Genomic DNA, 23,557 nt, shown 5'->3' with positions numbered 1-23,557 from the left:
CTGCCCACCGCCCCCGGTGACAGCGAACGGCCCGGCGCCGGGCCGTTCGGCGAAGGCTCGGCCGGCCGAGTGCGGCGAGGGACCCGGCGCGGCGCCTCGCTACGGGTTGACGGGGCCGAAGATGGTGGTCGGCTTCGGCTGCTTGGGGGTCTCCAGGCCCTGCAGGCAGAGGGTGTACTTGTCGCTGCCGTGCTTGGAGGTGAAGTAGCCGTCGGCGGTGGGGTACTTGCGGCAGGCGTTCTCGCCGTCGGTGGTGTCGTCCTCGCGGCCGACGACGCGGGCCTCGGCCTTCGGGTCGGAGCAGGGGACCACGTCGATGTCGGGGTTGCTGTCGACGACGCCGGGCAGGGCGGCGGCGATCGGGTTGTTGTTGTGGATGCAGTCGCCGGCCTTGGCGAACTCGGGGTCGCGCTTGGCCATGACGACGATCAGCGGGATCAGGACCGCCGGGACGAGCAGGCCGACGATGGCGAGCCGCAGGTACACCGGCTTGCCGGGGTCCGCCGGCGGGCGGGGCGCGAAAAACTTGGATCGGGGGACCTCGGGAGCGCCCGGAACGGCCCCGCACGCGGCCCCGGCGGGGGCGGGGCCGCGCTCCGGCGGGCGTCCGGGACCCCTGCGGCGGGCGCCCGCGGGCAGGCGCTCACGCGCCCGCCTGCGCCCTCGGCAAACAGGCTCTGACCTGGCGTTATACCGAAATTCGCCTAGGCTGTGGAGCTCTGCCGGACACCTTCGGAGGGGACATCGTGAACGAGGAGAAGACCGGGTACGAGGCCGCCCGCATCCAGGTGTGGGAGGGCCTGGAAGCCGTGCGGAAACGGCCGGGGATGTACATCGGCTCGACCGGTGAGCGCGGCCTGCGCCAGCTGGTGTTCGAGGCCGCCGACCGGGCGGTGAGGGAGGTCCTGGCCGGGCGCGCCGGCCGCGTCGAGGTCACCCTCACCTCCGACGGTGGCGTGCGCGTCGCCGACGACGGCCCGGGCGTCCCCGTCCGCGGGGCGGAGGGCACCGGTGAGCCCGACCTCGACACCCTGCTGACCCGTCTGAACGCCGGAGCGGGGCCCGGTGGCGGCCGCCGCGACGTGGCGCTCGGGCACTGGGCCGCGGGCCCGGCCGCCGTCAACGCCCTGTCGAGCCGGATGACGGCCGAGGTGCGGCGCGAGGGGGTGCGCTGGGAACGGGAGTACGCGCGCGGCACGGCCGTCACCCCGCTCACCGACGCGGGCCCGGCGACCGGCAGCGGGACCGTCCTCACCTTCTGGCCGGATGCCGAGGTCTTCGGGACAGCGCTGCTCTCCTTCGACGACCTGGCGGACCGATTCCGTGAACTGGCCTTCCTGAACCGCGAGTTGGACATCTCACTGACCGACCGGCGCGGGCCCGGCGAGCCCAGGTCCGAGCGGTTCCACTCCCCCGGCGGGGCACAGGACTTCGTCGCATTCCTCGACAACCGGGACACGACCCGGGATACAGCCCGGGAGGCGGCGCCCGCCGTCACGGGCACCGTCGCCTTCGAGGGCGAGGACCCGCGGATGGCGGGGACGGTGGAGGTGGCCCTGCGCTGGCGCGCCGACGGCGAGGAGCGGGTCCGGAGCTTCGCCAACAGCCGGCCCACCCCGCGCGGCGGCACCCATGAACTCGGCTTCCGCGACGGGGTGGCGGCCGCGCTCGACGCGTACGCGCGCAAGCGGCTCCGGCCGGCCCCGGCGGAACCCGGCCTGAGCGCCGGGCAGGCCTGGGCGGGCCTGACGGCGGTCGTGTCGGTGAAGCTCGACGAGCCCGAGTTCCACGGCTCCACCCTGGACGTGCTCGGCAACACCGCCGTGCGCGCCTGCGTCGCCGAGGCCGTCCGACGCCACCTGGACGCCTGGCTGGAGGAGCACCCGCAGCAGGCCGCGGCCGTCGTCGAACGCCTCGTCCGGGGCGCCTGAGCAGCACCCGGCCCGCCTGCACGGCCCCGGCCGCCTGAGCGGCACCCGGCCCCGCCGCCTCCCTCAAGGCGGCGGGACCGGGAGGCCAAGGCCCCTGTCAGGCCGGGCGGATGCCCGGGTTGCCGGCCTCGGTGGTGAAGGAGGCGGCGGTGGACAGGGTGCCGCCGGGGCGGGTGATGTGGGAGACGACGCGGTAGTCGGCGCGGGCCCGGTGGCGGTCCAGGGTGAGCACGGTGTAGCCGCGGCGCCCGTCGTAGAACTTCATGTGCGGGTTGGCCGCCATGAGGTTGCCCCAGTTGGACGGCTTCTCCTCGCCGTCGCCGTCGCTGCTGATCGAGGTGCCGACGAACTCCACGCCCACCGTACGGGAGTTGGGGTCGTTGAAGTCGCGCTTGACGTCCAGGGCGTAGGCCACGTGGACGTCGCCGGTGAGCAGCACCAGGTTCTTGACGCCGGACTGGTCGACGGCCTTCAGGAAGCGCTCGCGGGCGGCGGGGTAGCCGTCCCAGGCGTCCATGGAGAGCTTGGAGCGCTCGGCGGTGGTGTTCTTGCGGCGGGAGAAGACGACCTGCTGGGGGATGACGTTCCAGGTGGCCTTGGAGTGGCGCAGGCCGTCGGCGAACCAGCGTTCCTGGGTGGCGCCCATGAGGGTGCGCTTGGGGTCGTCGGACTCGGGGGTGGGGTACTGCCAGCCGTCGCCGTTGGCCTGGTCGTCGCGGTACTGGCGGGTGTCGAGGATGTCGAACTGGGCCAGCTGGCCGTAGTGGACGCGCCGGTAGAGGGTCAGTTCGGTGCCGCGGGGCTGGGGCATGCGCAGCGGCTGGTTCTCCCAGTAGGCGCGGTAGGCGGCGGCGCGGCGGGCGACGAAGGGGGCCGGGTCCTGGTTCTTCTCGGGGATGCCGGCGGCGTAGTTGTTCTCGACCTCGTGGTCGTCCCAGGTGACGTACCAGGGGTGGGCGGCGTGGGCGGCCTGGAGGTCGGGGTCGTTCTTGTAGAGGGAGTAGCGCAGCCGGTAGTCCTCGAGGGTGGTGGTCTCGTGGTTGAAGTGGGCGGCGAGGGTGCGGTCGGTGTACTTGCGGTCGCCGCCGGCGGCGTCGATGCCGTACTCGTAGATGTAGTCGCCGACGTGGAAGACGGCGTCCAGGTCCTCGCCCGCGAGGTGGCGGAAGGCGGTGAAGTAGCCGTCCTCGTAGGCCTGGCAGGAGACGAAGGCGATGCGGGCGCTGTCGAGCTTGCGGCCGCGCGGCGGGGCGGTGCGGGTGCGTCCGACGGGGCTGGCCCAGGTGCCGACGGTGAAGCGGTACCAGTAGGTGCGGGCGGCGTCGAGGCCGTCGACGTCGACGTGGACGGCGTAGTTGAACTCGGCGTGGGCGCGGGCGGTGCCGCGGCGCTCGACGCGGCGGAACTTCTCGTCGCGGGCGATCTCCCAGCCGACCCGGACGGAGCCGGTGGGCGGCAGGCCGGCGCCGGGCTCCAGCGGGCGGGGGGCCAGGCGGGTCCAGAGCACGACGGCGTCGGAGGTGGCGTCGCCGGAGGCCACGCCGAGGGTAAAGGGATCGTCGCCGATGGCGCGCGGGGCGATCTCGTTGTCGGCGGCGTGCGCGGAGGGCAGGTTGACGCTGAAGGCGAGCGCGGCGGCGGCCGAGGTGACGGTCAGGAAGCGGCGCCGGTCCAGGCGGGAGGCGGCCTCGCGCAGCATCCGGTCGGGCGTGGGGTGGTCGTCGGGGCGGGTCATGGGGGTGGTGGCCTTTCGCTGCTCGGGGGGTGTGCGAAGGGAATTGGAGTGGACCGCCCCGTACGGCGGGGGTCGGGATTCCGGCAGCAGAGTGATCATCCGGTGCGAGAGCCGTGAAGGTCCGGCAGTTCCGGCGGATCCCCCCGAACAGGGGTGAAAGGGATCAGACGACTTCCAGGTTGGCCATCATCCCCATGTCCTCGTGCTCGGCGTTGTGGCAGTGGAAGAGGTAGCGGCCGCGGTAGCCGTCGAAGCGGGTGATGATCTCCGCGGACTCCCCCGGGCGCAGCGAGACGGTGTCCTTGAGGCCGGCGTCGTGGGGCAGTGGGGGTCTGCCGCCGCGGGTGAGGATGCGGAAGCCCACGAGGTGGAGGTGGACGGGGTGGTGGACGTCGGCGATCAGGCGCCAGATCTCGGTGTCGCCGAGGGGGACGGTGACGTCGGTGCGGGCGGGGTCGAAGGGGCGGCCGCCGATGAGCCAGCCGTGGCCGCCGTTCATGCGGCCGGCGCGGAAGGCGAAGTCCCGTGTGCGGACGGCGTCTTCGCGCCGCCAGTCGGGCAGGTCGGTGGCGAGGCGGGGCGGGATGCGGCTGTCGTCGGCGGGGGCGGGGCGGGCGATGCGGAAGGCCATGACGTCGCGGGTGCGGCCGGTGCCGAGGCGGTTGACGATCCGGACCAGGGAGCCGACGGGGGCGGGGGCGAAGTCGACGACGAGGTCGTAACGTTCGGCGGGGGCGACGGGCAGGCTCCGGTGGGTGACGGGGGCGGCGAGCAGGCCCTGGTCGGCGCCGATCTGGACGAGGTCGAGGCGGCGGCCGTCCTCGGTGCGGGCTTCGAGTTCGTAGTGGCGGGCGTTGGAGGCGTTGAGCAGGCGCAGGCGGTGGCGGGCGGCGTCGGTCTCGTGGACGGGCCAGGGGGCGCCGTTGACGAGGACGACGTCGCCGAGGACGCCGGCGAGGTGGGGTTCGGTGACGCCGGGGCGGTCGCGCAGGGCGGGGTCGAGGGAGGGGTAGGTCAGGGCGCCGTCGGCGGTGAAGGCGCGGTCGGTGATCATCAGGGGGATCTCGTGGGGGCCGGCGGGCAGGCCGAGGGCGTCCTCGGCGTCGTCGCGCACGATGTGCAGGCCGGCGAGGCCGCGCCAGAGGGCGGGGGCGGTGAAGTCCATGCGGTGGTCGTGGTACCAGAGCAGGGTGGGGCGCTGGTCGTTGGGGAAGGTGTAGTCGCGTCGCAGGCGGCTGGTGACGGCGCGGGGGTCGGCCATGCCCGTACCCGTGCCGCCCGCGTGGCCGTCCATGCCGGGCATGCCGGGCATGCCGGGCATGGTCTGGGGGGTCTGGGGCCAGGCGGCGGGCAGGACGAGGTCGGTGGGGTATCCGTCGGAGTCCGCGGGGGTGCGGCCGCCGTGCAGGTGGACGACGGTGGGCACCGGCAGTTCGTTGCGGTGGGTGACGGTGACGGGCCGGCCGCGGCGGGCCTCGATGGTGGGGCCGGGGAAGGAGCCGCCGTACGTCCACAGCGGGGTGCGCAGGCCGGGCAGGATCTCGGCGCTGGTCTCGCGCTGGACGATCTCGTAGCGGTCGGTGCCGCCGTCGGTGGAGACGGGCCTGGCGACGGCGGGCAGCGGCAGCGGCACCTGGTAGGGGGGCGGCAGGGCGGCGGCGGTGCGCAGTTCGGCGCCGGTGGTGGCGGGGCGGCGGGCGAGGGCGGCGGCGCCGGCCAGCGAGGCGGTGGTGAGCAGGCCGAACGCTCCGCCGATGCCGAGGATTTGACGGCGCGTCAGATTCACGTGGGATTCAGGCACGGTCGTCGTCCTCCCGGCGGAGGGGCCGGCGCGGGGGCAGCGGGGTGCGCCACAGGGCGATGGTGAGCACGGCGAGGCCGGCGATGGTCGCCACGCCCAGCGGCAGGTGCAGCCACAGGGCGCCTTCCGTTCCGGCGACGTACTGCGCGGTCTCGGCCGCGACCGCGGCGAGGGTGGCGGCCGCCGGCCAGGAGCGGCGCAGCCGGATCCACGCCACGAGGGCGGCGACCAGCTGCAGGTAGCCGAGGGCGGTGACGGCGTTGGCGCCGACGGTGTGCCAGCCTAGGGCGTCGTAGTCGCCGCTGAGGTAGACGCCGGCGAAGACGGGCTGGCCGAAGGCGGCGGCGGTGTGGACGGCGGCCACGGCGCGCAGGGTCCGTCCGGCGGGCCCGGCCCGCTCCCCCGCCCCCGGGTCGGTCCCCGCCCGCGGCCCGGTCCGCTCCCCTGTGGCGGACCGGGCCTCGGGCTCCGGTGGGGTCTGGTGGGCGGCGGTGGCCATGGCGCGGGGTCCTTCCTCGTACAGGGCGTCCGGGCCGGCGCACCGCTGCGGGCGGTGTGCGGCCCGTCCCTGACGCTATGTCCGCCCGGCTATCCTGTCTAAGATCAATAGTGCTATGGCGTTATGACCGCTGGGGCATGGGGGCTTTCGTGGACCTGAACACGCTCGCGCAGTTCCTGGCGGTGGCGCGGCTGGAGCACCTGAGCCGGGCGGCGGAGGAACTGCGCGTCGCCCAGCCGTCGTTGAGCCGCTCCATCGCCCGGCTGGAGGCCGAGCTGGGCACCCCGCTGTTCGAGCGCGGCGGGCGGCTGCGGCTGAACGCGGCCGGGCAGCTGTTCCGCGGCTACGTCGAGCGTTCGCTCGGCGAGCTGGAGGCGGGCCGGCGGGCGGTGGCGGAGGCCGCCGGGCAGGGGCTGGGCACGGTGCGGCTGGCCTCGGAGACCTTCCTGGCCTTCAGCGGGCCGCTGGCCGCGTTCAAGCGCGGCCACCCGGGGGTGGAGGTCGAACTGCACCAGCTGCCCGCGCGGGAGACGGCCCGGCGGCTGCGGGCCCAGGACGTCGACCTCGCCGTCGTCTCCCAGCCGATCACCGCCGAGGGCCTGGAGTCGGTGCTGCTGCTGGACGAGGAGGTGGGGCTGGCCGTCGCCCCCGGCCACCCGCTGGCCGGGCGCACCGCGGTCGGCGTCGACGACCTCGCCGGCCAGCCGTTCATCGCCGCCCGCCCCGGGCACTGGCAGCGCCGCCTGCTGGAGCGGCTGTTCGCCGCCCGCGGCCTGGAGCCGCGGATCGTCTGCGAGAGCGACGAGGCCGGCGCCATCGCCGAGCTGATCAGCGCGGGCCTGGGCATCGGCCTGGTGCCCGCGCTCTCCCGGCGCACCGCCACCCGTCTGCCGCTGGTGTGGGTCGGCGTCGACGACCCCGACTGCCGGCGCTCCCTGACCCTGTTCTGGGCCTCGGACACGCGCCTGCCCGCCGGCGCCCTCCGGCTGCGCGAGGCGATCGCGGGCTGGGACTGGGCGCGGAGCGGGCAGGCGCAGCGGGGCTTCTGACGACGGGCCCCCGGGCGGACGTCGCGGGCGGTGGTGCTACAGCTTGGCGGCCGAGAAGGTGTCGCACTGGGCGAAGTCGCCGCCGCGGTAGCCGGTGGTGAACCAGGCCTTGCGCTGCTCGGCGGAGCCGTGCGTCCAGGCCTCCGGGTTGATCCGGCCGGTGGCCTGCTGCTGGATGCGGTCGTCGCCGACCGCGGCGGCCGCGTCCAGGCCCTGGGCGATGTCCTGGTCGGTGAGCGAGGCGATCAGCGGACGGCCGGTGGAGGCCTGCGGGGTGGTGGTGGCGTGGTGCGCCCACACCCCGGCGTAGCAGTCGGCCTGCAGTTCCAGGCGCACCGAGCCGCTGGCGGCGCCCTGGCGGTCGTTGCCGACCTTCTGCATGGCGCCGGTGAGGGTCTGGATGTGGTGGCCGTACTCGTGGGCGACGACGTAGGACTCGGCGAACGGGCCGCCCTTGGCGCCGAAGCGGGCGGACAGCTCGTTGAAGAAGCCCAGGTCGAAGTAGGCCTTCTTGTCGCCGGGGCAGTAGAACGGGCCCACCGCCGAGGTCGCCGGCCCGCAGGCGGTGGAGACCTGGCCGGTGAACAGCACCGTCTCGGCGTTCTTGTACGGGATCTTGGCGGCGCGCGGCAGCTCGGTGCGCCAGAACTCCTGGAGGCTGTTGGTGACGGCCACGATCCGGCAGTCCTGGCGCTTGTTGGCGTCGGCGCCGGTCTTGCAGGCCTGCTGCACCTCGCCGGCGGTGCGGGTGCCGGTGGAGGAGCCGGAGGAGCCGGAGCCGGAGGACAGGCCCAGCAGCTGCGGGTCGACGCCGAGGACGACCGCGAACAGCACCGCGAGCAGGCCCACGGCCCCGCCGCCGATGGCGACCTTCCCGCCCGGGATGCCGCGCCGGTCGTCCACCTGCGAGGTGTCGAGGTCGCCCTGGTCGTCGAACTGCATGTGCCCCTGCCTGCCCGCTTCTGTCGGTCTCTGGCGATCGGTCGATCTGTCGGTCGGTCGATCTGTCGGTCGGTCGGTCGGTCGCTTTGTGCGCTCTGGTGACGGTCTGTGCCGTCACGGCCCGGCCCAGCCTACGGGCCCCGGCCCGCCTCGTCGCGCAGCGGGGCCTTCCGATGCCGGTGCGGGCGTCAGGCGGGGGCGGGGGCGCCGACGACGCGCAGCAGTTCCAGGCGGGAGGCGGAGTCGCTGCCGGGCGCGGCGGTGTGCACCAGCAGCAGCTGGTCCTCGCCGCCGGCGGCCAGCACCTCGCACTCCAGGTCCAGCGGCCCGACCACCGGGTGCAGGAGCCGTTTGCGGCCGCTGCGCCGCCGGGCGACCTCATGGCGTTCCCAGTAGGCGGTGAACTCGCCGCTGTCGGCGAGGAGTTCGTCGAGGATTTCGGCGGCGCGGCGGTCGCCGGGGCGGGCGGTGCGGGCGGCGCGCAGGGCGGCGACGTGGGCGCGGGCGAGGTCCTCGTGGTCCTCGGCGGGGAACAGCGTGCGGGTGCCGGGGTCGGTGAACCAGCGCAGCAGGAGGTTGCGGCGCTCGGGCGCCAGGGCGGTGTGGTCCCCGAACAGGGCGGCCGACATGGCGTTCTGCGCGAGGACGTCGCCGAGGTCGGAGACCACCTGGGCGGGCGTGTCGTGCAGCCGGTCGAGGATGAGCAGCAGTCCGGGGCGCACGTGGCCGAGCGGGCCGTGCCGGCGCGGGGGCTCGTGCCCGGCGAGGCGGAACAGGTGGTCGCGTTCGTCCTCGCTCAGCCGCAGGGCCCGGGCCAGGGCGGCGAGCAGCTGCGGTGAGGGCTGGGGGCCGCGGCGCTGTTCCAGGCGCGCGTAGTAGTCGACGGACAGCCCGGCGACCTGTGCCACCTCCTCCCTGCGCAGTCCGGGTGTGCGCCGCCGTGCCCCGGGTGGCAGCCCGAGGTCGGCGGGGGTGAGCCGGGCCCGGGCCCGGGTGAGGAAGTCGGCCAGCGCCGTTCGGTCGATCATGCCCCCAGCATGGCCCGCCGGGGCGTGGCGCAGCCAGGGATCGCCGGTCCCCGGCTGCCGGGATGGCGCCCGCTCCCGTGCCGCGCCTTCCGGGCCCGCGCGCGTCCCGCCGGTAGCGTGGACCGGCAGAACTTCCCCTGCGAGAACGGATGGTGACGGAATGTCGGACGAGGCGAAGCGCCGCATCTTCGCGATGCTGGACACCGACGGCGACGGCGTGATCTCCCACGACGAGTACCTCGCCCGGGTCGACCGGGCGGCCTCGGCGTTCGGGCGCGGCCCGCACGACCCGCTGGTGGCCGCGGCCCGCGCGACCCACGAGGAGGTCTTCCGGCAGATGGACGGCGACGGGGACGGCGGCGTCACCTTCGAGGAGTACCGCGCCTGGGCCGGTCACGAGGCCTTCGAGGAGACCTGTCGGCCTGCGCTCGGCTCGCTGTTCGACCTCGCCGACGGCGACGGCGACGGGCGTGTGACCCGAGGGGAGTTCGCCCGGCTGCGCGCGGCGAGCGGCAACCCGCCGGAGGGGGCCGCGGCCGCGTTCGACGCCCTCGACACGGGTGGCGAGGGCACCGTGGAGCGCGCCGTCTACCTGGTGGCGATCCACGACTTCCTCACCACCGGCTCCTCCCCCATGGCCGGCGCCTACGGTGACGGCCGCCCCGGCCCGCGGGAGCCCGCCGTCCGCTGACCTGGCACCCGGCGGCCGGTGCGGGCGTCGGCGGGTGTCGGCGGCCGGGAGCCCGCCCGGGCACCCCGTGGCCCCAGCCGGGGATCGGCGGTCCCTGGATCGGGAGGTCTCTGCCGCGCCCCTCGCGCCGCGGGCAGGGTGGTGGGCGTCGGAGGAAGCGACTCCCTGGAGGAGACGGGCGATGGCGAAGATCCTGGTGACGGGCGCGACGGGTTCGGTGGGCAGTCGGCTGGTGCCGCGGCTGGTGCGGTGGGCGGGGGCGGAGGGCTCCTCGGTGCGGGTGCTGGTGCGCGACGCGGCGAGGGCGCGGGGCCTGGACGGGGTGGAGGTGGTGGTCGGCGACCTGTGCGAACAGGGCGACCGGGCGCGGGCGTTGGACGGGGCCGACGTGGTGCTGAACGTGGCGGCGGCGCTGCGCGGGGTGCCGGACGGGACGGCGTGGGCGGTCAACCGGGACGCGGCGGTGGCGCTGGGGAGGGAGGCGGCGAAGGCCGGGGTCGCGCGGTTCGTCCACACCAGTACCAACCTGGTGTACGGGCGGGGGCTGGGCCGCCCCGCCGTGGAGGGCGACCGGACGGCGCCGGATCCGGCGTGGGGGGTGTACGCGGCGTCCAAGGCGCGGGCGGAGGAGGGGCTGCGCGCGCTCGGGGACGAACTGCCGCTGGTGGTGGCCCGGTTGGCGTTCGTGTACGGGGACGGCGATCCGCACCTGGCGCAGTCGCTGAACTGGGCGGCGTACTGGCCCGCGCACCAGCGCCTGGCGGTGGTGCACCACGCGGACGTGGCGCGGGCGCTGTGGCGCGCGGTGACGGTGCCCGGCGTCGAGGGGCGCACGTACAACGTCGGCGACGACGCGCCGCTGACGGCCTGGGACCTGTACACGCTCAACGGGCGGGTCCACCCCGGCGGTTCGCCGGACGCCCCGTTCGACCCGTGGGAGGGCCAGGTGTCGACGGCGGCGGCGCGCCGGGAGCTGGGCTGGCGTCCGCTGTACCCGTCGGCGTGGGCGGCGGCCGACGCCGGGGCGCTGTAACGGGGCCGGCCCCGCCGCGGGAAGGCGGGCCCGGCCCCGCCGCGGGGACGGCGGGGCCGGGCGGCGGGCTCAGCCGGCCGGCGTGGGCGCGGGGGCGTAGCCGGCCGGGCGGGTGGTGAAGGTGCCGCGGCCCTGGGTGCGGCCGCGCAGGCGGCCCGCGTAGCCGAACAGTTCGGCGAGCGGGACCAGCGCGCCCACCCGGGCGGTGGCGCCGGGGCCGGGGTCGGTGGAGCGGACGTGGCCGCGGCGGGCGGCGAGGTCGCCGAGGACGGTGCCCAGCGCGTCCTCGGGCACGGTGACCGTCACCTCCGCGACCGGTTCCAGCAGGTGCATCCGCGAGGCGCGCAGGGCCTCGCGCAGGCCGAGGCGGGCGGCGGTGCGGAAGGCGAGCTCGGAGGAGTCCTTGGGGTGGGTGGCCCCGTCGGTGAGGGTGACGGCGACGCCGGTGACCGGGTGTCCGCCGAGCGGTCCTTCGGCCAGGGCGTCGCGGCAGCCCGCCTCGACGGCCTGCACGTACTCGCGCGGCACCCGGCCGCCGGTGACGGTGGAGGCGAACGCGAACTCCGCTTCGGCGCCGTCGGGCAGGGGGTGGACGTCGAGGACGAGGTGGGCGAACTGGCCGGCGCCGCCGTCCTGTTTGGCGTGCCGGTGGACGAAGCCGGTGACGCCCTCGACGAGGGCCTCGCGCAGGGCGACGCGCGGGTGACCGACGACCGCCTCGATGCCGCTGTCGCGCCGGACCTTCTCCACCGCGACCTCCAGGTGCAGTTCGCCCAGGCCGGACAGGGTGCGCTGGCCGGTCTCGGGGTCGGTGGCCACGCGCAGCGAGGGGTCCTCCTCGGCGAGGCGGGCGAGGGCGGCGGCCAGCTTGTCGGTGTCGGTGGCGCGGCGGGCCTCGACGGCGACGGTGACGACCGGTTCGGCGCTCACGGGGGCCTCCAGGAGGATCGGGTGGTCGGGGTCGCACAGGGTGGCGCCGACGCGGGTGTGCTTGGGGCCGACGACGGCGACGATGTCGCCGGCGCGGGCGTGGTCGGTCTCGGTGTGGCGGTCGGCCAGGACGGTGAGGATGCGGGCGACGCGTTCGCGGCGGCCGGTGGCGGTGTCGAGCACGGTGGCTCCCTTGTGGAGGGTGCCGGCGTACAGGCGCAGGTGGGTGAGGCGCCCGGTGGGGGCGGCCGTGACCTTGAACGCCAGGGCGGTCAGGGGCTGTTCGGGGTCGGCCTCGCGCTGCTGGGTACGGTCGGCGGAGCGGGTGGGCGGGACGTCGAGCGGGGAGGGCAGGTAGGCGACGGCGGCGTCCAGGAGCGGTTCGATGCCGCGGTTGCGGTAGGCGGAGCCGCACAGCACCACGACGGCCTCGCCGGTGCGGGTGAGGTCGCGCAGGGCTGCGGTGAGGGTGGCGGCGCCGACGGTTCCGTGGGCGCAGAACTCCTCCAGCGCCCCGGGGTGCAGTTCGGCGACGGCCTCCTCCAGGGCGCGGCGGCGTTCGGCGGCCGGGCCTTCGAGGTGGGCGGGCACCGGGCCGTGCGCCATGGCGCCGTCCTCGTGCCAGGTGAGGGCGCGCAGGTGGACGAGGTCGACGACGCCGGTGAACGACTCCTCGGCGCCGATGGGCAGTTGGACGGCCAGCGGGCGCGGGTGGAGGCGTTCGCGGATGGAGTCGACGGCGGCGTCCAGGTCGGCGCCGGCCCGGTCGAGCTTGTTGACGAAGGCGATGCGCGGCACGCCGTGGCGTTCGGCCTGGCGCCACACCGACTCGCTCTGCGGCTCGACGCCGGCGACCGCGTCGAACACCGCCACCGCGCCGTCCAGGACGCGCAGGGAGCGCTCGACCTCGTCGGCGAAGTCGACGTGGCCGGGAGTGTCGATGAGGTTGATCCAGTGCCCGGCCCAGGCGCAGCTGACGGCGGCGGCGAAGATGGTGATGCCGCGGTCGCGTTCCTGGGGGTCGAAGTCGGTGACGGTGGTGCCGTCGTGGACCTCGCCGCGCTTGTGGGTGGTGCCGGTGAGGTAGAGGATCCGCTCGGTGACGGTGGTCTTGCCGGCGTCGACGTGGGCGAGGATGCCGAGGTTGCGGACGGCGGCGATGCCGGTGGCCGCGGCGGCGGTGCTGCTCGTGGTGGCGGTGCTCGCGGTGGTGGTGTGGGTGCGCATGGCCCGGGTGCCTTTCGAGGCGGTCCTGCTGGTGGGTGGGCGCGCGATTCGGCAGTGCCGACGGACCGTCGGGTTCGTTGCCACACAGTGGGCTTACGGCCTCACGGGCCGGTGTCAGACGGTGGCGGCACTGCTCCGGTGCCGGCCGCGCAGCGGGCACCGGGAGAGGCGGGACACCAGGATCACCTCGTACCGCGACGCGGGAGAGGGGGCGGCGGCACTCTGCTTCGGCATGGCCGCCCGCCCCCTCTCCCCATCTCGTACGTCACGGTCGTCGCGTTCGGGCCGCGCGTCGGGGCGCGGCCGCGTGGCGAGTGTAGGGAAGGCGGGCCGGACGGTGCGACGGGTTTTACGGTGCGCGGGTTCTATGGCGCCCGGGTTTTACGGTGCCGGGTCCCGCGGCGCGCGGAAGCGCAGGACCGGTTCGGACCAGCCGTTGTCGCGCACCCCGGCGTCCAGGGCGGCGCCGATGGCCCGTTCCTCGTAGCCGAAGTGGGAGTCCATGATGGCGGCGAGCCCGTCGAGTTCGCGTCCGATCGCCTCCAGGTCGGCGTCGGGCCGTCCGGCGGCCTGGTCGGCGAGGTGCCGTACCCGGGTGAGGATGCCGGTGATGAAGCCGTGGTCCTCGACGAGGTTGGCGATGGTCGGCGCCAGGTCGGGGCGTTCGCGCAGGAGTTGGGCGAACAGGCCGTCGTCCTCGCCCTGGTGGTGGTTGGTCAGGGAGGTGCAGAAGGCCAGGCAGTGGGTGAGGAGCCGGTCGTCGTCGCCGTCCGGGCGGGGCCGGCCGAGGTTCGCGCGCAGGTCGGCGAGGCGGCGGCGCAAGTCCTGGTGCGCGCGGGAGAGTTGCAGGCTGAGGGCGGCCGTACGGCCGGTGGAGGGGGAGGCCACGGGTGGCGGTCCCTTCGGTCGCGCACCTCCATGCCTGACGCGGTCCGTCACCGGCACGCGATGCTCGCGCCAGCAGATCACGTGATCCGCCCGGCGGGCAAGCGGCGGGGCCCCGGCCCAAGTGACGCCCCGGCCGGTGTCCCGGGGCCGCCGTCACGCTCCGCCGGCGAGGTCGCGCAGGGTCGCCCCGGCCTTCGGGGTCAGGACGAGCGGGCCCCTGCCGCTCGTCCACACGGCCCGCACGTCCAGGCTCCGCAGGCGCCAGCCGTCGGGGGTGCGCACCGCCTCGCCGGTGAACGTGCCGCCGACGTCGAAGCGGCCGCCGGGCTCCTCGCCGCGCGCCCGCTGGGTGGAGGCGAGGTGGACGTGCGCCATGACGGCGTTCCAGCGCACCGCGGCCCGGTCCCCGTCCAGGTCGATCATGTGGTTGGCGCCCACGTGCTGGGTCCGCTCGAACTTCCCGAGGGTCGCCTGCTCGGACTCGGCCAGCCCGTCGATGCCCTCGTGGTCCCCCACCGGCGTGGTGATCCGCACGTCGGGGGTGAAGTAGCGCCGCGCCCACGCCTCGTCGAACCGCCCGCCGTCGCGGGGCACCGTGTCGAGGCTGAGCAGGTAGCCGTCGATGAGGCCGGTGATCTCGGCGCGGTCGGTGAGGACCCGGACCCGCTGTTCGAGCGCGGCGAGGTTCGCGGCGATGGTGTCGGTGTCGGTGTCGGTGGCGGTGGTGTCGGTGGTCATGGCCCTGGCTCCTCGGGGTCGCCGTGCGCGGCGCGACCCGGTCCGGTCGCGCACCACGGAGGCTAGGACCTCAAGTCGACTTGAGATCAAGGTCCCGGTCCGCCGATGGGCGGGCCCGCCCGGCAGCGGACTCGGCGGCGGGACGGACAGCGGGCTCTGCGCGCGGCCGTCCGAGCAGGATGCCCACCACGACCAGCGCCAGCCCCGCGCCCTGGCGCGGCCCGAAGGCGTCGCCGTCCAGCGCCGTGCCCAGCAGCACGCCGGTGAGCGGGTTGAGCAGTCCGAGCAGGCCCACGGTGCCGGCCGGCAGGTGGCGCAGCCCGGCGAACCAGCAGGCGAAGGCGAGCGCGGTGGCGATCACGGTGGTGTAGCCGAAGGCGAGCAGGGTGGGCGCGTCCACCGGCGGGGGCGGGCCCTCGACGGCGGCGGCGAGCGGCAGCAGCACCAGGCCGCCCGCGGTCAGCTGCCAGGCGGTGGCGGCGAGCGGGTCGGCGCCCTCGCGCCAGCGGGCGGCCAGCACGTAGCCGACGGAGGAGACCAGCATCGCGGCCGCCGAGGCGGCCAGCCCGGCCCAGCCGATGCCCTCCCCCGGTCCGGCCAGGGCCAGCGCGACGCCGGCCAGGCCCACCACCGCCCCCGCCAGGTGCGCGCGGCGCGGGCGCGGGCCGGCCAGGGCCCAGGCGGTGAGCAGCATGGTCAGCGGGGAGGCGGCCATGACGGTGGCGGCGGCGCTGGTGGGCAGCAGTTGGGAGGCGAGGTAGAGCAGGACGAAGAAGACGGCGGTGTTGAGCAGGCCGAGCAGCGCGCTGCGCCACCACCAGGCGCCGTGCGGGCGGCGGCGGGCGAGGGCGAGGAGCAGCAGGCCGGCGGGCAGGGCGCGCAGGGCGGCGCCCCACAGGGGGTGGTCGGCGGGCAGGTGGGCGTGGGTGACCCAGTAGTTGGCGCCCCAGGCGACGGGGGCGAGGGCGGTGAGCAGGACCCACCGCGTATTGGCTTCCATGGAAGACAATATAGCTTCCTGGGAAGCTATCGGAGGTAGGATGGCGCCCATGGAGCACGGACAGGGACAGGGACACGGACAGCACGCCGACCACGCGGACCCCACCGACGCCGCGGACCACGTCGCCCGGGTCCAGGCCGAGTGGCGGCGCGAACGCCCCGACCTGGACGTCTCCCCGCAGGCCGTCATCGGGCGCCTGCACCGCCTCGCCGCCCGCCTGACCGCCGAGCTGACCCTCGTCTACCAGCGCTACGGCCTGGGCGAGGGCGAGTTCGACGTGCTCGCCGCGCTGCGCCGGGCCGGCGCCCCGTACGAGCGGGCCCCGGGCGAGCTGGCCGCGCACACGATGGTGACCACCGGGGCGATGACCAAGCGGATCGACCGCCTGGAGCGCGCCGGGCTGGTCACCCGGCGCCCGGCCGCCGACGACCGGCGCGGGCGCGTGGTCGCGCTCACCGAGGCCGGCCGGCGCCTGATCGACGAGGCGTTCACGGCGCACATGCGCAACGAGCACCGGCTGCTGGCCCACCTGAGCCCCGAGGAGGCGGGCGCCCTGCAGGGGTTGCTCACCGTCTGGCAGCAGCGCCTGGACGGCACCGGGGGCGCGGACCCCGGTGCGACGCGCGGGGCCTGACGCCGGGCCGTGGGAAGCTGACGCATGACCAGTGCACCTCCCCCGGACTCCCCCTCGCCCGGCCACCGGTCCGACTCCGCTCCCCCGCCCGGCTGGGGGAACCCGGCCGTGCGCGCCGACCGGCGCCTGGTGGCGATGCTGCAGGAGCTGCGAGTGCTCCAGACCGGCGTGCAGATCGTCTTCGCGTTCCTGCTCGGCGTCGCCTTCACCCCGCGCTTCGCCCAGCTCACCGACGCCCAGCAGGACGTCTACGTCACCACCCTGCTGCTGTCGGTCGTCGCCGCGGCCGTCCTGGCCACCCCCGTCGCCCTGCACCGCGGGCTGTACCGCCACCCGGGCAAGGAGCGGATCGTCGCCGTCTCCATCCGCGTCGCCCAGGTGGGCCTGCTGCTGCTCGCCTCCGCGCTGACCGGCGCCGTGCTGCTGGTCCTGGACGTCGTCCTCGGCACGGCGCTCGCGGTGCCGATCACCTGCGGCATCGCGCTGATCTTCGCCGTGCTGTGGTTCGGCCTGCCCTGGGCGGTGCGCCGCTCCGCCCGCCGCGACAGCGCCTGACCGGACCCGGGCGCCGCCGCACGGGCCCGCCCGCTGCCGGCCGTTCGCTGCCGCCGCCCGCACCGGGGGTGCGGGCGGCGGACCACGGACCGGGCCGGGGCCGGCTTCCGGGCGCCGGGGGCCGGGCCGGGAGGCGCGCCCTCGGCCGCCTCCCCCACCCCCCGGAGCCCACCCGCACCCCGAACCGCTTACCGTGCCGGTATGCATACCGACGAAATCCCGTGGGACGTCCTGCTGATCGGCGGGGCCTCCGGCCTCGGCAAGAGCCGCGCCGCCGACCTCCTGCGCGTTCGACACGGCGCGTTCGTCGTCGAGTTCGACGACGTCGTGGCCGCCCTCCAGGCCGCCACCAACGCGGACAGCCACCCCGGCCTGCACCACTTCTCCGCCGTGCCCGACCCCGACGCGCTGGGCGCCGACCGCGTCCTGGAACTCCAGATCGCCACCGCCCGCGCCCTGGACGACGCGCTGCTCGGCGTCGTGCGCAACCGGCTCACCGTGGACGTGCCCGCGATCGTGGAGGGCGACTACCTCACCCCGGCCGCCGCCGCCCGCGCCACCGCCGAGGCCGCCGAGCAGGGCCGGCGGGTGCGCGCGGTCTTCCTGCACGAGGACGACCCGCGGAGCATCAGCGCCAACTACGCCGACCGCGAGCCCGACAACGGCCCGCAGCCCGAACGCGCCGCCGTCAGCGCCCGCTACAGCACCTGGCTCGCCGACCAGGCCCGCGCCCACGCGCTGCCCGTGGTCGAGTGCCGCCCGTACGCCACCCTGCCCGAGCGCCTGGCCGCAGCCCTGGCGTGACGGCGGGTCAGCCCTCCTCGATGTCCGAGATCAGCTTGGTGCCCAGGTCGCTCTGCACCGCCAGCCGGGTGTGCCCGGCGTCGGGGCCGGTGCCCCAGGTCAGCGTGACGGTGGTGAACAGGTGCCCGGCGCCGGAGTCGTGGTAGCGCACCTCCCAGCGGGTGGGCACGTCCTGGGCACGCAGCACGCCGTCGGCATGGTTGGCCTCCTCCCAGGCCGCCAGCCGCTGTCGGAAGTCCTCGGTGAGGTAGTGGGCGCGCAGTTCGGTGCCCAGGTCGTCGGTGCCGTCGGAGACGGCGTCGACGTAGGCGCCGTAGAAGTCGGCGACCCGGTCGACCGCGGAGTCCGGGCTGCCGCTGCGGACCGCGGAGTCCGCGGCGGTGTCGGTGTCGGTCATGAACGTCCCCATCCGTCAGGGCCGGGGCGTACTCCCGCCCCCGGCCGGTCGGTTCGACCCGTACGCCCAACGAGCCGCCCCGCCGGAGGTTGCGCCCTACCGTCCCCGGTCTCCCCGGGTCAGTCCGGTGTCCGGTGGTCCTCGTCGTACGCGGCGCGGGCCGCCAGCACCTGGGGCATGTGGCTCTCCGCCCAGTCCTTGATCTGCCGGACGAGCGGCAGCAGGTCGCGCCCGAGCCCGGTGAGCTCGTAGTCGACGCGGGCGGGCACCCCGGCGGTGACGGTGCGGCTGACCAGACCGTCGCGTTCCAGGGCACGCAGGGTCTGGGTGAGCATCTTCTCGCTCACCCCGGCCAGGCGCCGGCGCAGGTCGCTGTAGCGCAGCGGCCCTTCGGCGAGGGCGGAGACGAGCAGGCTGACCCACTTGTCGCCGATCCGGTCCAGGAGTTGGCGGGCCGGGCACCAGGCGAGGTAGGCGTCGTAGGCGGCGGCCTCGGCGGCGCGGCGCCGGGCGGCGGTCGTGGTGGGCATCGGCCCACTCTCCTTTCCGTGCGGTACGCACCTTCGGGTGCGTCCTTCCCCATGGAGAGTAACTCTCCTTAGGTTGGGTGGAGTTGCCGATTCGTGAGGGGTGGGTGTCGTGATGCGTGCCGTGGTGGTGCGGGAGTTCGGCGGTCCCGAGGTGCTGGAGCTGGTGGAGGTGGCGCCGCCGCGCCCTGGCCGCGGGCAGGTGCGGGTGCGGGTGGCGGCGGCCGGGGTCAACCCGGTGGACGCGGTCACCCGCTCCGGGGTGCTCGCCGGGGCCGGGCTGATGGCCCCGCGCGCGGTGACCGGCATCGGCTGGGACGTGGCCGGGACGGTGGACGCCGTCGGACCTGAGGTGACCCAATTCTCGCTCGGCCAGCCGGTGGTGGGCCTGCGCGACCGCCTGGACACCGACCTCGGCACCTACGCCGAGCACGTCGTCCTGGACGCGGACGCCCTCGCCCCCGCCCCGGCCGGCGCCACCCTCGCCCAGGCCGCGACGCTGCCGCTCAACGGCCTCACCGCGCTACAGGCCCTGGACCTGCTCGACCTGCCGACCGGCTCCACCGTCCTGGTCACCGGCGCGGCGGGCGGCGTCGGCGGCTTCGCCGTCGAACTGGCCGCCCTGCGCGGCCTACGGGTGGTCGCACTCGCCGGACAGGACGACGAGCCGCTGGTGCGCGACCTGGGCGCCGAGTGGTTCGTGCCGCGTACGGCACCCGATGTGGCCGCCGCCGTACGGGAGTCGGTGCCCGGCGGCGTCGACGGCGCCGTCGACGCCGCCCTGCTGGGCGTACGGGCCCTGGGCGCGGTGCGCGGCCGCGGCGCCTTCGTCGCGGTCGCGGCCGGCAGCGCCCCGGTGCCCCTGCGCGGCATCCGGGTCGCCAACGTGTGGATCACCGCCGACGGCCCGGCGCTGGCCCGCCTGTCCGGCCTCGCCGCCGACGGCCGCCTCACCCTGCGGGTCGCCGACACCCTCCCCCTGACCGACGCCGCCGACGCCCACCGCCGCCTGGAGGCCGGAGGCCTGCGCGGGCGGCTGCTCCTGACACCCTGACCGGCCGGAGGGAACGAGGAGAAGACCTGCTCCCGGGACGGGGGCAGGCCTTCTCCGATGTGATCCGCGTCACGGCGGGGCTGCGGCAACAGCGCTCCGCCCGGGGAGACCGTCCGGGTTGAGGGGAAGGGCTCTCGGATCGCAACTCTTGCATTCGGCGGCGCCGCGACCAAGCCGACCGGACGGCTTCGGACACTCCCGGACGCTGGACCACCCTGAGCAGGCGTGATCCCGGCGACCCGCCCGAAGGCGCCCGGACGATCTCGGACAGTCCCGGACGGCTTTGGACACGCGGGCGCCGGCGGCGTGGCGATGGTGTCCGAATCCGTCCCGACAGTCAGTCACATCAAGTCTTGCAATGCCTGGTTGCCGCCGGAGGAGCCGCAGGCGAGAACTTGCGCGGCGCCTGGCGACCCGCGCATGATCTGGCCCAACCACCCGCCGGGTGGCCCAGGGGACGGCAATCCCCACGTCCGGGTTGAGGGTTCAGAAGGGACCACTGTGCTGCTCGAACTCCGATGCGCGGTACGGCGCACGCCGCCGCCCGCCGCCCCGCCCGCCGAGGGCTCCGGCCTGCGGCGGGCCGCGCTGTCCGCCGCGTTCCTCGCGGTCGCCCTGGCCGGCGTCGTCGCCCTGATCGTCCTCGGGTACGCCGTCGAGGCACTGGTGACCGTCATCGTCACCGCCGCTGTCGAGGCCTCCGGAACGGCCGCGCGGGGGCGGCGATGAGCGCACGCGAGGAGCTTGCGCACGAGCTGCAGAAGCACCGTCGATCCGTTTCCGGGCAATCCTTGAAAGAGCTCGCACGCAGGACCGAAACGTCCCCCTCCTTCGTATTCGAGGTCGTCCGGGGGCTCCTTCTGCCTCCGGAGGAGCAGCTGCGAGCGCTGCTGGACGCGATGGACGTGGGCGAGCGCGCCCAGCAGCGCGCGCTACTCCTTCACCAGGAAGCGATGGCGGAACTCCCCATCCGTGCGCGGACGGCCGCCAGGCCGCTACCCGCCCCCGACTGGCGCGTGCCGGTCCCGGCCGCAGGCGAGCCCGATCCCGTGCTGTTCTCCACCGTGAAGGAGTTCGTCGCGGGCCTGGAGGACGTCAGGGTCTGGGCCGGCGAGCCGTCGCTGCGCCGGCTGGAGGAGCGCAGCGCGCGGCTGCACCAGCAGCGGCAGACGGCCTACGGCAAGGTCCTGCGGCGCAGCACGATCTCCGACATGCTCAACGCGACGTCCCTTCCGCAGATGGAGAAGGTGCGGCACTTCCTGCAGATCTGCGGGGTGCGGGACATCGACGCGTGGGTGTACACGTGGCGGCGGGTGCGGACGATCGAGAAGGCCGCGCTGCGCCGGGCGGCCTGACCCTTCCCCGCACCGGAGCGGGAAGTCGGCGGGGCCGACGTCCTACTCCGAGGCCTCGCCCTTGATAACAGTCGCGGGTTTGGTGTGGAGGACTTCGCGGGCCTGTTCGGCGGCGCGGACGATGCTTTCGCTGATGAAGTCGAGGAAGCGGGCGATGTTCTCCAGGCGGACGGCGGCGGGGGTGCCGGGGCCGAGGACGGCGACGCCCTGGCGGGCGGTCTCGATGACCCTGTCGTTGGCGCGGGCACTGGCGATGACGGCCTGGTAGTAGAGCTCGTCGTCGACGATGTAGCGGTCGCGGCGGCGTTCGTCGCGTTCGCGGCGTACCAGGCTCTGGCTCTCCAGGAAGGCGATCGCCTTGGAGATGGAGGCGGGGCTGACCTGGAGGCGTTGGGCGAGTTCGGCGGCGGTGAGGCTGCCGGCGTCGGTGGTGGACAGGCAGGTGACCACGCGGGCGCCCATCCGGTTGAGGCCGGAGCCCATGAGGACGGTGGTGAGCTGTTCCTCGTAGGCGGCCACGGCCTCGTCGTCGCGGCCGTGGGGGTGGGTGCCGGGCCGTGGGCCGGCCGTGGGGGCGGGGCGGCGGCGCTGGGCGCGGTGTTCGGTGGCGCGGTGGGCGAGGTCGGCGCGGTAGGCGACGGGGCCGCCGTTGCGCATGACCTCGCGGGTGACGGTCGAGGTGGGGCGTTCCAGGCGTCGGGCGATCTCGGCGTAGGGGAGGCTGTCGGCCAGCCCCAGGGCGATCTGCCGGCGTTCCTGCTGGGTGAGCCTGCCTCCCGGCATCGCGTTCTCCTCGGTGGTGGTGGCCGTGTGGTTCCCGGTCGGCCCCCACCTTAGCGTTCACCTTCAGACCATTGCAATGATCGGGGTGGCGTCCGTTGCGTTACCCGTGCGTCCGTTGCAACAGTTTCCCGCTATCCACCTGCTATTACGCCGCTTTGACGCAACGAACTAGTTGCCGGGATCTTGAAAGCAACGTAGCGTTTCCAATGTCGGAAACACCGATGGAACGAAACCTCACAGGAGCGCAGCATGCAGAAGTTCGCCACCCCCGCCCCGGTCACCGTCGTCCTGGACATCCCCGGCGGGCGCGTGCGGTTCATCGCCGCCGAGCGCGTCGACACCACCGTCGAGGTCCGGGCCGCCGAGCCCGGCAAGGGCCGCGACGTCCGGGCCGCCGAGCAGACCGCCGTCACCTACGAGGACGGCGTCCTGCGGATCGTCACCTCCGCGTCCGGCGGCCAGCTGCTCGGCCCCACCGGCTCCCTGGAGGTCACCGTCCAGCTGCCGGCCGGCTCCGCCGTACGGGGCAAGGCCGCGGCCGCCGAACTGCGCGTCGTCGGCCGCCTGGGCGACGTCGCCTTCGACGGCGCGTACCGCCACACCAAGGTCGACGAGGCGGCGAGCCTGCACCTGAGCGCCGTCGACGGCGACGTCGAGGTCGGCCGCCTCGGCGGGCCCGCCCGGATCAGCACCACCCGGGGCGACATCCGCGTCACCGAGGCCCACCGGGGCACCGTCGAGCTGAGCACCCAGTCCGGGAGCATCACCGTCGGCGCCGCCGCCGGGGTCTGCGCCGCACTGGACGCCGGCACCGGCCACGGCCGCGTCGCCAACTCCCTGCGCAACGACGGCGCCACCGTGCTCGACATCCGCGCCACCACCTCCCACGGCGACATCACCGCCCGCAGCCTCTGACCCCGTCCCGGGGCCCGACACCCGTCCAAGGGGGACACCATGACGAACAGCACCGCACCCGCGACCGGCCCTGCCCCGTGGACCGGCCTGGTGCCGGTCGACGACACCGCCCTGGCCGCCACCGACACCGGCGGCCCCGGCCTGCCCGTGCTCTACCTCAACGGCCAGTTCGCCACCCAGGGCTACTGGCGGCGCGTCCTCGCCGACCTCGGCCCGGGCCTGCGGCACATCACCTACGACGAGCGGGCCCGCGGCCGGACGTCGAAGCGCTCCGCGGACTACTCCTTCGAGGCCGCCGTCCGGGACGTCGACGCCATCCTCGCGGCCCGCGGCGTGCGGCGGGCCCTGCTGGTGGGCTGGTCCTACGGGGCGTTCGTCGCCGCGCACTGGGCCTCGCGCAACCCGGGCCGCTCCGTCGGCGCGGTCCTGGTGGACGGCGCGCTGCCCTACGACTGGCTGACCGAGGAGCTGGAGCGGCGCATCCGCACGCAGTTCCGGCGGTGGGCGCCGCTCATGGCACTGGCCCGCCCCACCGGCCTGACCCCGCGGATGACCCACCGGCAGATGTCGGAGTCCAACATCGAACTCGGCAGGATCGGCAGCGCCGCCGCACTGGGCCCGGTGCTGGACGCCATCACCGTCCCGACCCGGTACGTGATCGCCTCGGGGACCTCGCTGGGCAGCAAGGGCGACGAGCAGGAGCTGATCCGCGCGGCCCTGCCGGCGGTCACCGCGCGCAACCCGCACATCCTGATCAGCGCGAAGGTGCCCAGCAACCACGGCGCGATCCTGAAGAAGGACTTCCGCGCCATCGCCGACGCGGTGCGCGAGGTCGCCGCCCTCGACGCCCCCGACCGCCCCGCCACCGGCCGCTGACGGCCCGTCCGCCGGAGCCTGCGGAACATCTCCACCGAGGAGCACGCCTGGGGCGGCACGAAGCGGCCTCCCCACCTCTACGGCGGCGCCCTGAACCACCTGCCGTTCGCCGAGTTCGCCCGGATCGCCGCGCAGCTCCCCTGGTCGGACCCCGAGCAGTTCCAA

At 75.2% G+C, this 23,557-nt stretch carries 25 protein-coding genes; 12 read left to right on the top strand and 13 right to left on the bottom strand.

What is annotated here, in order from left to right; genetic code table 11:
- Positions 1 to 99 precede the first annotated feature (99 nt).
- On the bottom strand, positions 100 to 486 hold the full coding sequence (locus ACFCY1_RS11165; RefSeq protein ID WP_375874262.1) for a hypothetical protein: 387 nt from the start codon (positions 484 to 486) through the stop codon (positions 100 to 102).
- Positions 487 to 746: 260 nt separating this feature from the next.
- Between ACFCY1_RS11165 and ACFCY1_RS11160 the strand changes: the two genes are divergently transcribed.
- Positions 747 to 1,931, top strand: a complete 1,185-nt coding sequence (locus tag ACFCY1_RS11160; protein WP_375874261.1) for an ATP-binding protein — start codon at positions 747 to 749, stop codon at positions 1,929 to 1,931.
- A gap of 97 nt (positions 1,932 to 2,028) precedes the next feature.
- Here the strand turns inward: ACFCY1_RS11160 and ACFCY1_RS11155 are convergent, their stop codons facing one another.
- From ACFCY1_RS11155 to ACFCY1_RS11145, 3 genes are all read right to left on the bottom strand, one after another.
- Entirely contained in the window at positions 2,029 to 3,666 is a 1,638-nt protein-coding gene (locus ACFCY1_RS11155) for an alkaline phosphatase D family protein (protein WP_375874260.1), read from the bottom strand.
- Between the two features lie 163 nt (positions 3,667 to 3,829).
- Positions 3,830 to 5,467: a multicopper oxidase family protein gene (locus ACFCY1_RS11150; protein ID WP_375874259.1), complete on the bottom strand. Its 1,638-nt coding sequence runs from the start codon at positions 5,465 to 5,467 to the stop codon at positions 3,830 to 3,832.
- Complete coding sequence (locus ACFCY1_RS11145; RefSeq protein WP_375874258.1) at positions 5,460 to 5,966, bottom strand: hypothetical protein; 507 nt, start codon at positions 5,964 to 5,966, stop codon at positions 5,460 to 5,462. The genes ACFCY1_RS11150 and ACFCY1_RS11145 overlap by 8 nt, the downstream gene beginning before the upstream one ends.
- A 149-nt stretch (positions 5,967 to 6,115) precedes the next feature.
- Here ACFCY1_RS11145 and ACFCY1_RS11140 point away from each other — a divergent pair, with 149 nt between their 5' ends.
- Positions 6,116 to 7,015, top strand: a complete 900-nt coding sequence (locus tag ACFCY1_RS11140; RefSeq protein ID WP_375874257.1) for a LysR family transcriptional regulator — start codon at positions 6,116 to 6,118, stop codon at positions 7,013 to 7,015.
- 36 nt (positions 7,016 to 7,051) lie between these two features.
- On the opposite strand, the gene ACFCY1_RS11135 is transcribed toward ACFCY1_RS11140, so the two are convergent.
- Together ACFCY1_RS11135 and ACFCY1_RS11130 are read right to left on the bottom strand one after the other, a co-directional pair.
- Positions 7,052 to 7,957 carry a neutral zinc metallopeptidase gene (locus ACFCY1_RS11135; protein WP_074006315.1) on the bottom strand — a complete coding sequence of 302 codons (906 nt, stop codon included), beginning with the start codon at positions 7,955 to 7,957 and terminating at the stop codon, positions 7,052 to 7,054.
- Between the two features lie 188 nt (positions 7,958 to 8,145).
- On the bottom strand, positions 8,146 to 8,982 hold the full coding sequence (locus tag ACFCY1_RS11130; protein ID WP_375874359.1) for a helix-turn-helix transcriptional regulator: 837 nt from the start codon (positions 8,980 to 8,982) through the stop codon (positions 8,146 to 8,148).
- Between the two features lie 163 nt (positions 8,983 to 9,145).
- Between ACFCY1_RS11130 and ACFCY1_RS11125 the strand changes: the two genes are divergently transcribed.
- The gene (locus tag ACFCY1_RS11125) at positions 9,146 to 9,676 is read left to right on the top strand and encodes an EF-hand domain-containing protein (RefSeq protein ID WP_375874256.1); all 531 of its coding nucleotides are present in this window, start codon (positions 9,146 to 9,148) and stop codon (positions 9,674 to 9,676) included.
- 181 nt (positions 9,677 to 9,857) lie between these two features.
- Positions 9,858 to 10,709, top strand: a complete 852-nt coding sequence (locus ACFCY1_RS11120) for an NAD-dependent epimerase/dehydratase family protein (protein ID WP_375874255.1) — start codon at positions 9,858 to 9,860, stop codon at positions 10,707 to 10,709.
- Between the two features lie 69 nt (positions 10,710 to 10,778).
- Here ACFCY1_RS11120 and fusA read toward each other — a convergent pair whose 3' ends face one another.
- The 4 genes from fusA to ACFCY1_RS11100 all read right to left on the bottom strand — a co-directional run bounded on the left by fusA (position 10,779) and on the right by ACFCY1_RS11100 (position 15,492).
- Entirely contained in the window at positions 10,779 to 12,866 is a 2,088-nt protein-coding gene (gene fusA / locus ACFCY1_RS11115; protein ID WP_375874254.1) for an elongation factor G, read from the bottom strand.
- A gap of 381 nt (positions 12,867 to 13,247) precedes the next feature.
- Entirely contained in the window at positions 13,248 to 13,754 is a 507-nt protein-coding gene (locus ACFCY1_RS11110; protein WP_375874253.1) for a hemerythrin domain-containing protein, read from the bottom strand.
- Between the two features lie 153 nt (positions 13,755 to 13,907).
- The gene (locus ACFCY1_RS11105) at positions 13,908 to 14,492 is read right to left on the bottom strand and encodes a nuclear transport factor 2 family protein (RefSeq protein WP_375874252.1); all 585 of its coding nucleotides are present in this window, start codon (positions 14,490 to 14,492) and stop codon (positions 13,908 to 13,910) included.
- 70 nt (positions 14,493 to 14,562) lie between these two features.
- Positions 14,563 to 15,492 carry a DMT family transporter gene (locus ACFCY1_RS11100; RefSeq protein WP_375874251.1) on the bottom strand — a complete coding sequence of 310 codons (930 nt, stop codon included), beginning with the start codon at positions 15,490 to 15,492 and terminating at the stop codon, positions 14,563 to 14,565.
- 49 nt (positions 15,493 to 15,541) lie between these two features.
- Here ACFCY1_RS11100 and ACFCY1_RS11095 point away from each other — a divergent pair, with 49 nt between their 5' ends.
- The 3 genes from ACFCY1_RS11095 (at position 15,542) to ACFCY1_RS11085 (ending at position 17,485) form a co-directional block, all read left to right on the top strand.
- Positions 15,542 to 16,126 (top strand): MarR family winged helix-turn-helix transcriptional regulator, encoded by a 585-nt coding sequence (locus ACFCY1_RS11095; RefSeq protein ID WP_079272912.1) that lies wholly within the window; start codon positions 15,542 to 15,544, stop codon positions 16,124 to 16,126.
- A gap of 24 nt (positions 16,127 to 16,150) precedes the next feature.
- Positions 16,151 to 16,681 (top strand): DUF6328 family protein, encoded by a 531-nt coding sequence (locus ACFCY1_RS11090; protein ID WP_375874250.1) that lies wholly within the window; start codon positions 16,151 to 16,153, stop codon positions 16,679 to 16,681.
- 201 nt (positions 16,682 to 16,882) lie between these two features.
- Positions 16,883 to 17,485 carry an AAA family ATPase gene (locus ACFCY1_RS11085; protein WP_375874249.1) on the top strand — a complete coding sequence of 201 codons (603 nt, stop codon included), beginning with the start codon at positions 16,883 to 16,885 and terminating at the stop codon, positions 17,483 to 17,485.
- A gap of 7 nt (positions 17,486 to 17,492) precedes the next feature.
- Here ACFCY1_RS11085 and ACFCY1_RS11080 read toward each other — a convergent pair whose 3' ends face one another.
- Together ACFCY1_RS11080 and ACFCY1_RS11075 are read right to left on the bottom strand one after the other, a co-directional pair.
- Positions 17,493 to 17,882 (bottom strand): hypothetical protein, encoded by a 390-nt coding sequence (locus ACFCY1_RS11080; protein WP_074006307.1) that lies wholly within the window; start codon positions 17,880 to 17,882, stop codon positions 17,493 to 17,495.
- 119 nt (positions 17,883 to 18,001) lie between these two features.
- Positions 18,002 to 18,412, bottom strand: a complete 411-nt coding sequence (locus tag ACFCY1_RS11075) for a winged helix-turn-helix transcriptional regulator (RefSeq protein WP_375874248.1) — start codon at positions 18,410 to 18,412, stop codon at positions 18,002 to 18,004.
- 112 nt (positions 18,413 to 18,524) lie between these two features.
- Between ACFCY1_RS11075 and ACFCY1_RS11070 the strand changes: the two genes are divergently transcribed.
- The 3 genes from ACFCY1_RS11070 to ACFCY1_RS11060 all read left to right on the top strand — a co-directional run bounded on the left by ACFCY1_RS11070 (position 18,525) and on the right by ACFCY1_RS11060 (position 20,818).
- Positions 18,525 to 19,463, top strand: a complete 939-nt coding sequence (locus ACFCY1_RS11070; RefSeq protein WP_375874358.1) for an NADP-dependent oxidoreductase — start codon at positions 18,525 to 18,527, stop codon at positions 19,461 to 19,463.
- Between the two features lie 501 nt (positions 19,464 to 19,964).
- Positions 19,965 to 20,192: a hypothetical protein gene (locus ACFCY1_RS11065; protein ID WP_375874247.1), complete on the top strand. Its 228-nt coding sequence runs from the start codon at positions 19,965 to 19,967 to the stop codon at positions 20,190 to 20,192.
- Positions 20,189 to 20,818, top strand: coding sequence for a hypothetical protein (locus tag ACFCY1_RS11060; protein ID WP_375874246.1), 630 nt, complete (start codon positions 20,189 to 20,191; stop codon positions 20,816 to 20,818). The genes ACFCY1_RS11065 and ACFCY1_RS11060 overlap by 4 nt, the downstream gene beginning before the upstream one ends.
- Positions 20,819 to 20,860: 42 nt before the next feature.
- Here ACFCY1_RS11060 and ACFCY1_RS11055 read toward each other — a convergent pair whose 3' ends face one another.
- On the bottom strand, positions 20,861 to 21,601 hold the full coding sequence (locus ACFCY1_RS11055; RefSeq protein ID WP_375874245.1) for a helix-turn-helix domain-containing protein: 741 nt from the start codon (positions 21,599 to 21,601) through the stop codon (positions 20,861 to 20,863).
- Positions 21,602 to 21,850: 249 nt separating this feature from the next.
- Between ACFCY1_RS11055 and ACFCY1_RS11050 the strand changes: the two genes are divergently transcribed.
- The gene (locus ACFCY1_RS11050; RefSeq protein ID WP_117485363.1) at positions 21,851 to 22,516 is read left to right on the top strand and encodes a DUF4097 family beta strand repeat-containing protein; all 666 of its coding nucleotides are present in this window, start codon (positions 21,851 to 21,853) and stop codon (positions 22,514 to 22,516) included.
- A gap of 39 nt (positions 22,517 to 22,555) precedes the next feature.
- The gene (locus tag ACFCY1_RS11045) at positions 22,556 to 23,392 is read left to right on the top strand and encodes an alpha/beta fold hydrolase (protein WP_375874244.1); all 837 of its coding nucleotides are present in this window, start codon (positions 22,556 to 22,558) and stop codon (positions 23,390 to 23,392) included.
- Positions 23,393 to 23,557 lie beyond the last annotated feature (165 nt).

Source organism: Kitasatospora sp. NPDC056273 (assembly GCF_042268845.1).
Classification (GTDB): domain Bacteria; phylum Actinomycetota; class Actinomycetes; order Streptomycetales; family Streptomycetaceae; genus Kitasatospora.
Note: the sequence above shows the minus strand (reverse complement) of the source record. Positions and strands in the feature narration are given on the sequence as shown.

Excerpts from the sequence above, each read along its gene's own strand:
- ACFCY1_RS11155 (WP_375874260.1), bottom strand. The coding sequence starts at position 3,666 with ATGACCCGCCCCGACGACCACCCCACGCCCGACCGGATGCTGCGCGAG.
- ACFCY1_RS11145 (WP_375874258.1), bottom strand. The coding sequence starts at position 5,966 with ATGGCCACCGCCGCCCACCAGACCCCACCGGAGCCCGAGGCCCGGTCC.
- ACFCY1_RS11135 (WP_074006315.1), bottom strand. The coding sequence starts at position 7,957 with ATGCAGTTCGACGACCAGGGCGACCTCGACACCTCGCAGGTGGACGAC.
- ACFCY1_RS11125 (WP_375874256.1), top strand. The coding sequence starts at position 9,146 with ATGTCGGACGAGGCGAAGCGCCGCATCTTCGCGATGCTGGACACCGAC.
- ACFCY1_RS11120 (WP_375874255.1), top strand. The coding sequence starts at position 9,858 with ATGGCGAAGATCCTGGTGACGGGCGCGACGGGTTCGGTGGGCAGTCGG.
- fusA (WP_375874254.1), bottom strand. The coding sequence starts at position 12,866 with ATGCGCACCCACACCACCACCGCGAGCACCGCCACCACGAGCAGCACC.
- ACFCY1_RS11105 (WP_375874252.1), bottom strand. The coding sequence starts at position 14,492 with ATGACCACCGACACCACCGCCACCGACACCGACACCGACACCATCGCC.
- ACFCY1_RS11100 (WP_375874251.1), bottom strand. The coding sequence starts at position 15,492 with ATGGAAGCCAATACGCGGTGGGTCCTGCTCACCGCCCTCGCCCCCGTC.
- ACFCY1_RS11095 (WP_079272912.1), top strand. The coding sequence starts at position 15,542 with ATGGAGCACGGACAGGGACAGGGACACGGACAGCACGCCGACCACGCG.
- ACFCY1_RS11090 (WP_375874250.1), top strand. The coding sequence starts at position 16,151 with ATGACCAGTGCACCTCCCCCGGACTCCCCCTCGCCCGGCCACCGGTCC.
- ACFCY1_RS11085 (WP_375874249.1), top strand. The coding sequence starts at position 16,883 with ATGCATACCGACGAAATCCCGTGGGACGTCCTGCTGATCGGCGGGGCC.
- ACFCY1_RS11080 (WP_074006307.1), bottom strand. The coding sequence starts at position 17,882 with ATGACCGACACCGACACCGCCGCGGACTCCGCGGTCCGCAGCGGCAGC.
- ACFCY1_RS11075 (WP_375874248.1), bottom strand. The coding sequence starts at position 18,412 with ATGCCCACCACGACCGCCGCCCGGCGCCGCGCCGCCGAGGCCGCCGCC.
- ACFCY1_RS11070 (WP_375874358.1), top strand. The coding sequence starts at position 18,525 with ATGCGTGCCGTGGTGGTGCGGGAGTTCGGCGGTCCCGAGGTGCTGGAG.
- ACFCY1_RS11060 (WP_375874246.1), top strand. The coding sequence starts at position 20,189 with ATGAGCGCACGCGAGGAGCTTGCGCACGAGCTGCAGAAGCACCGTCGA.
- ACFCY1_RS11055 (WP_375874245.1), bottom strand. The coding sequence starts at position 21,601 with ATGCCGGGAGGCAGGCTCACCCAGCAGGAACGCCGGCAGATCGCCCTG.
- ACFCY1_RS11050 (WP_117485363.1), top strand. The coding sequence starts at position 21,851 with ATGCAGAAGTTCGCCACCCCCGCCCCGGTCACCGTCGTCCTGGACATC.
- ACFCY1_RS11045 (WP_375874244.1), top strand. The coding sequence starts at position 22,556 with ATGACGAACAGCACCGCACCCGCGACCGGCCCTGCCCCGTGGACCGGC.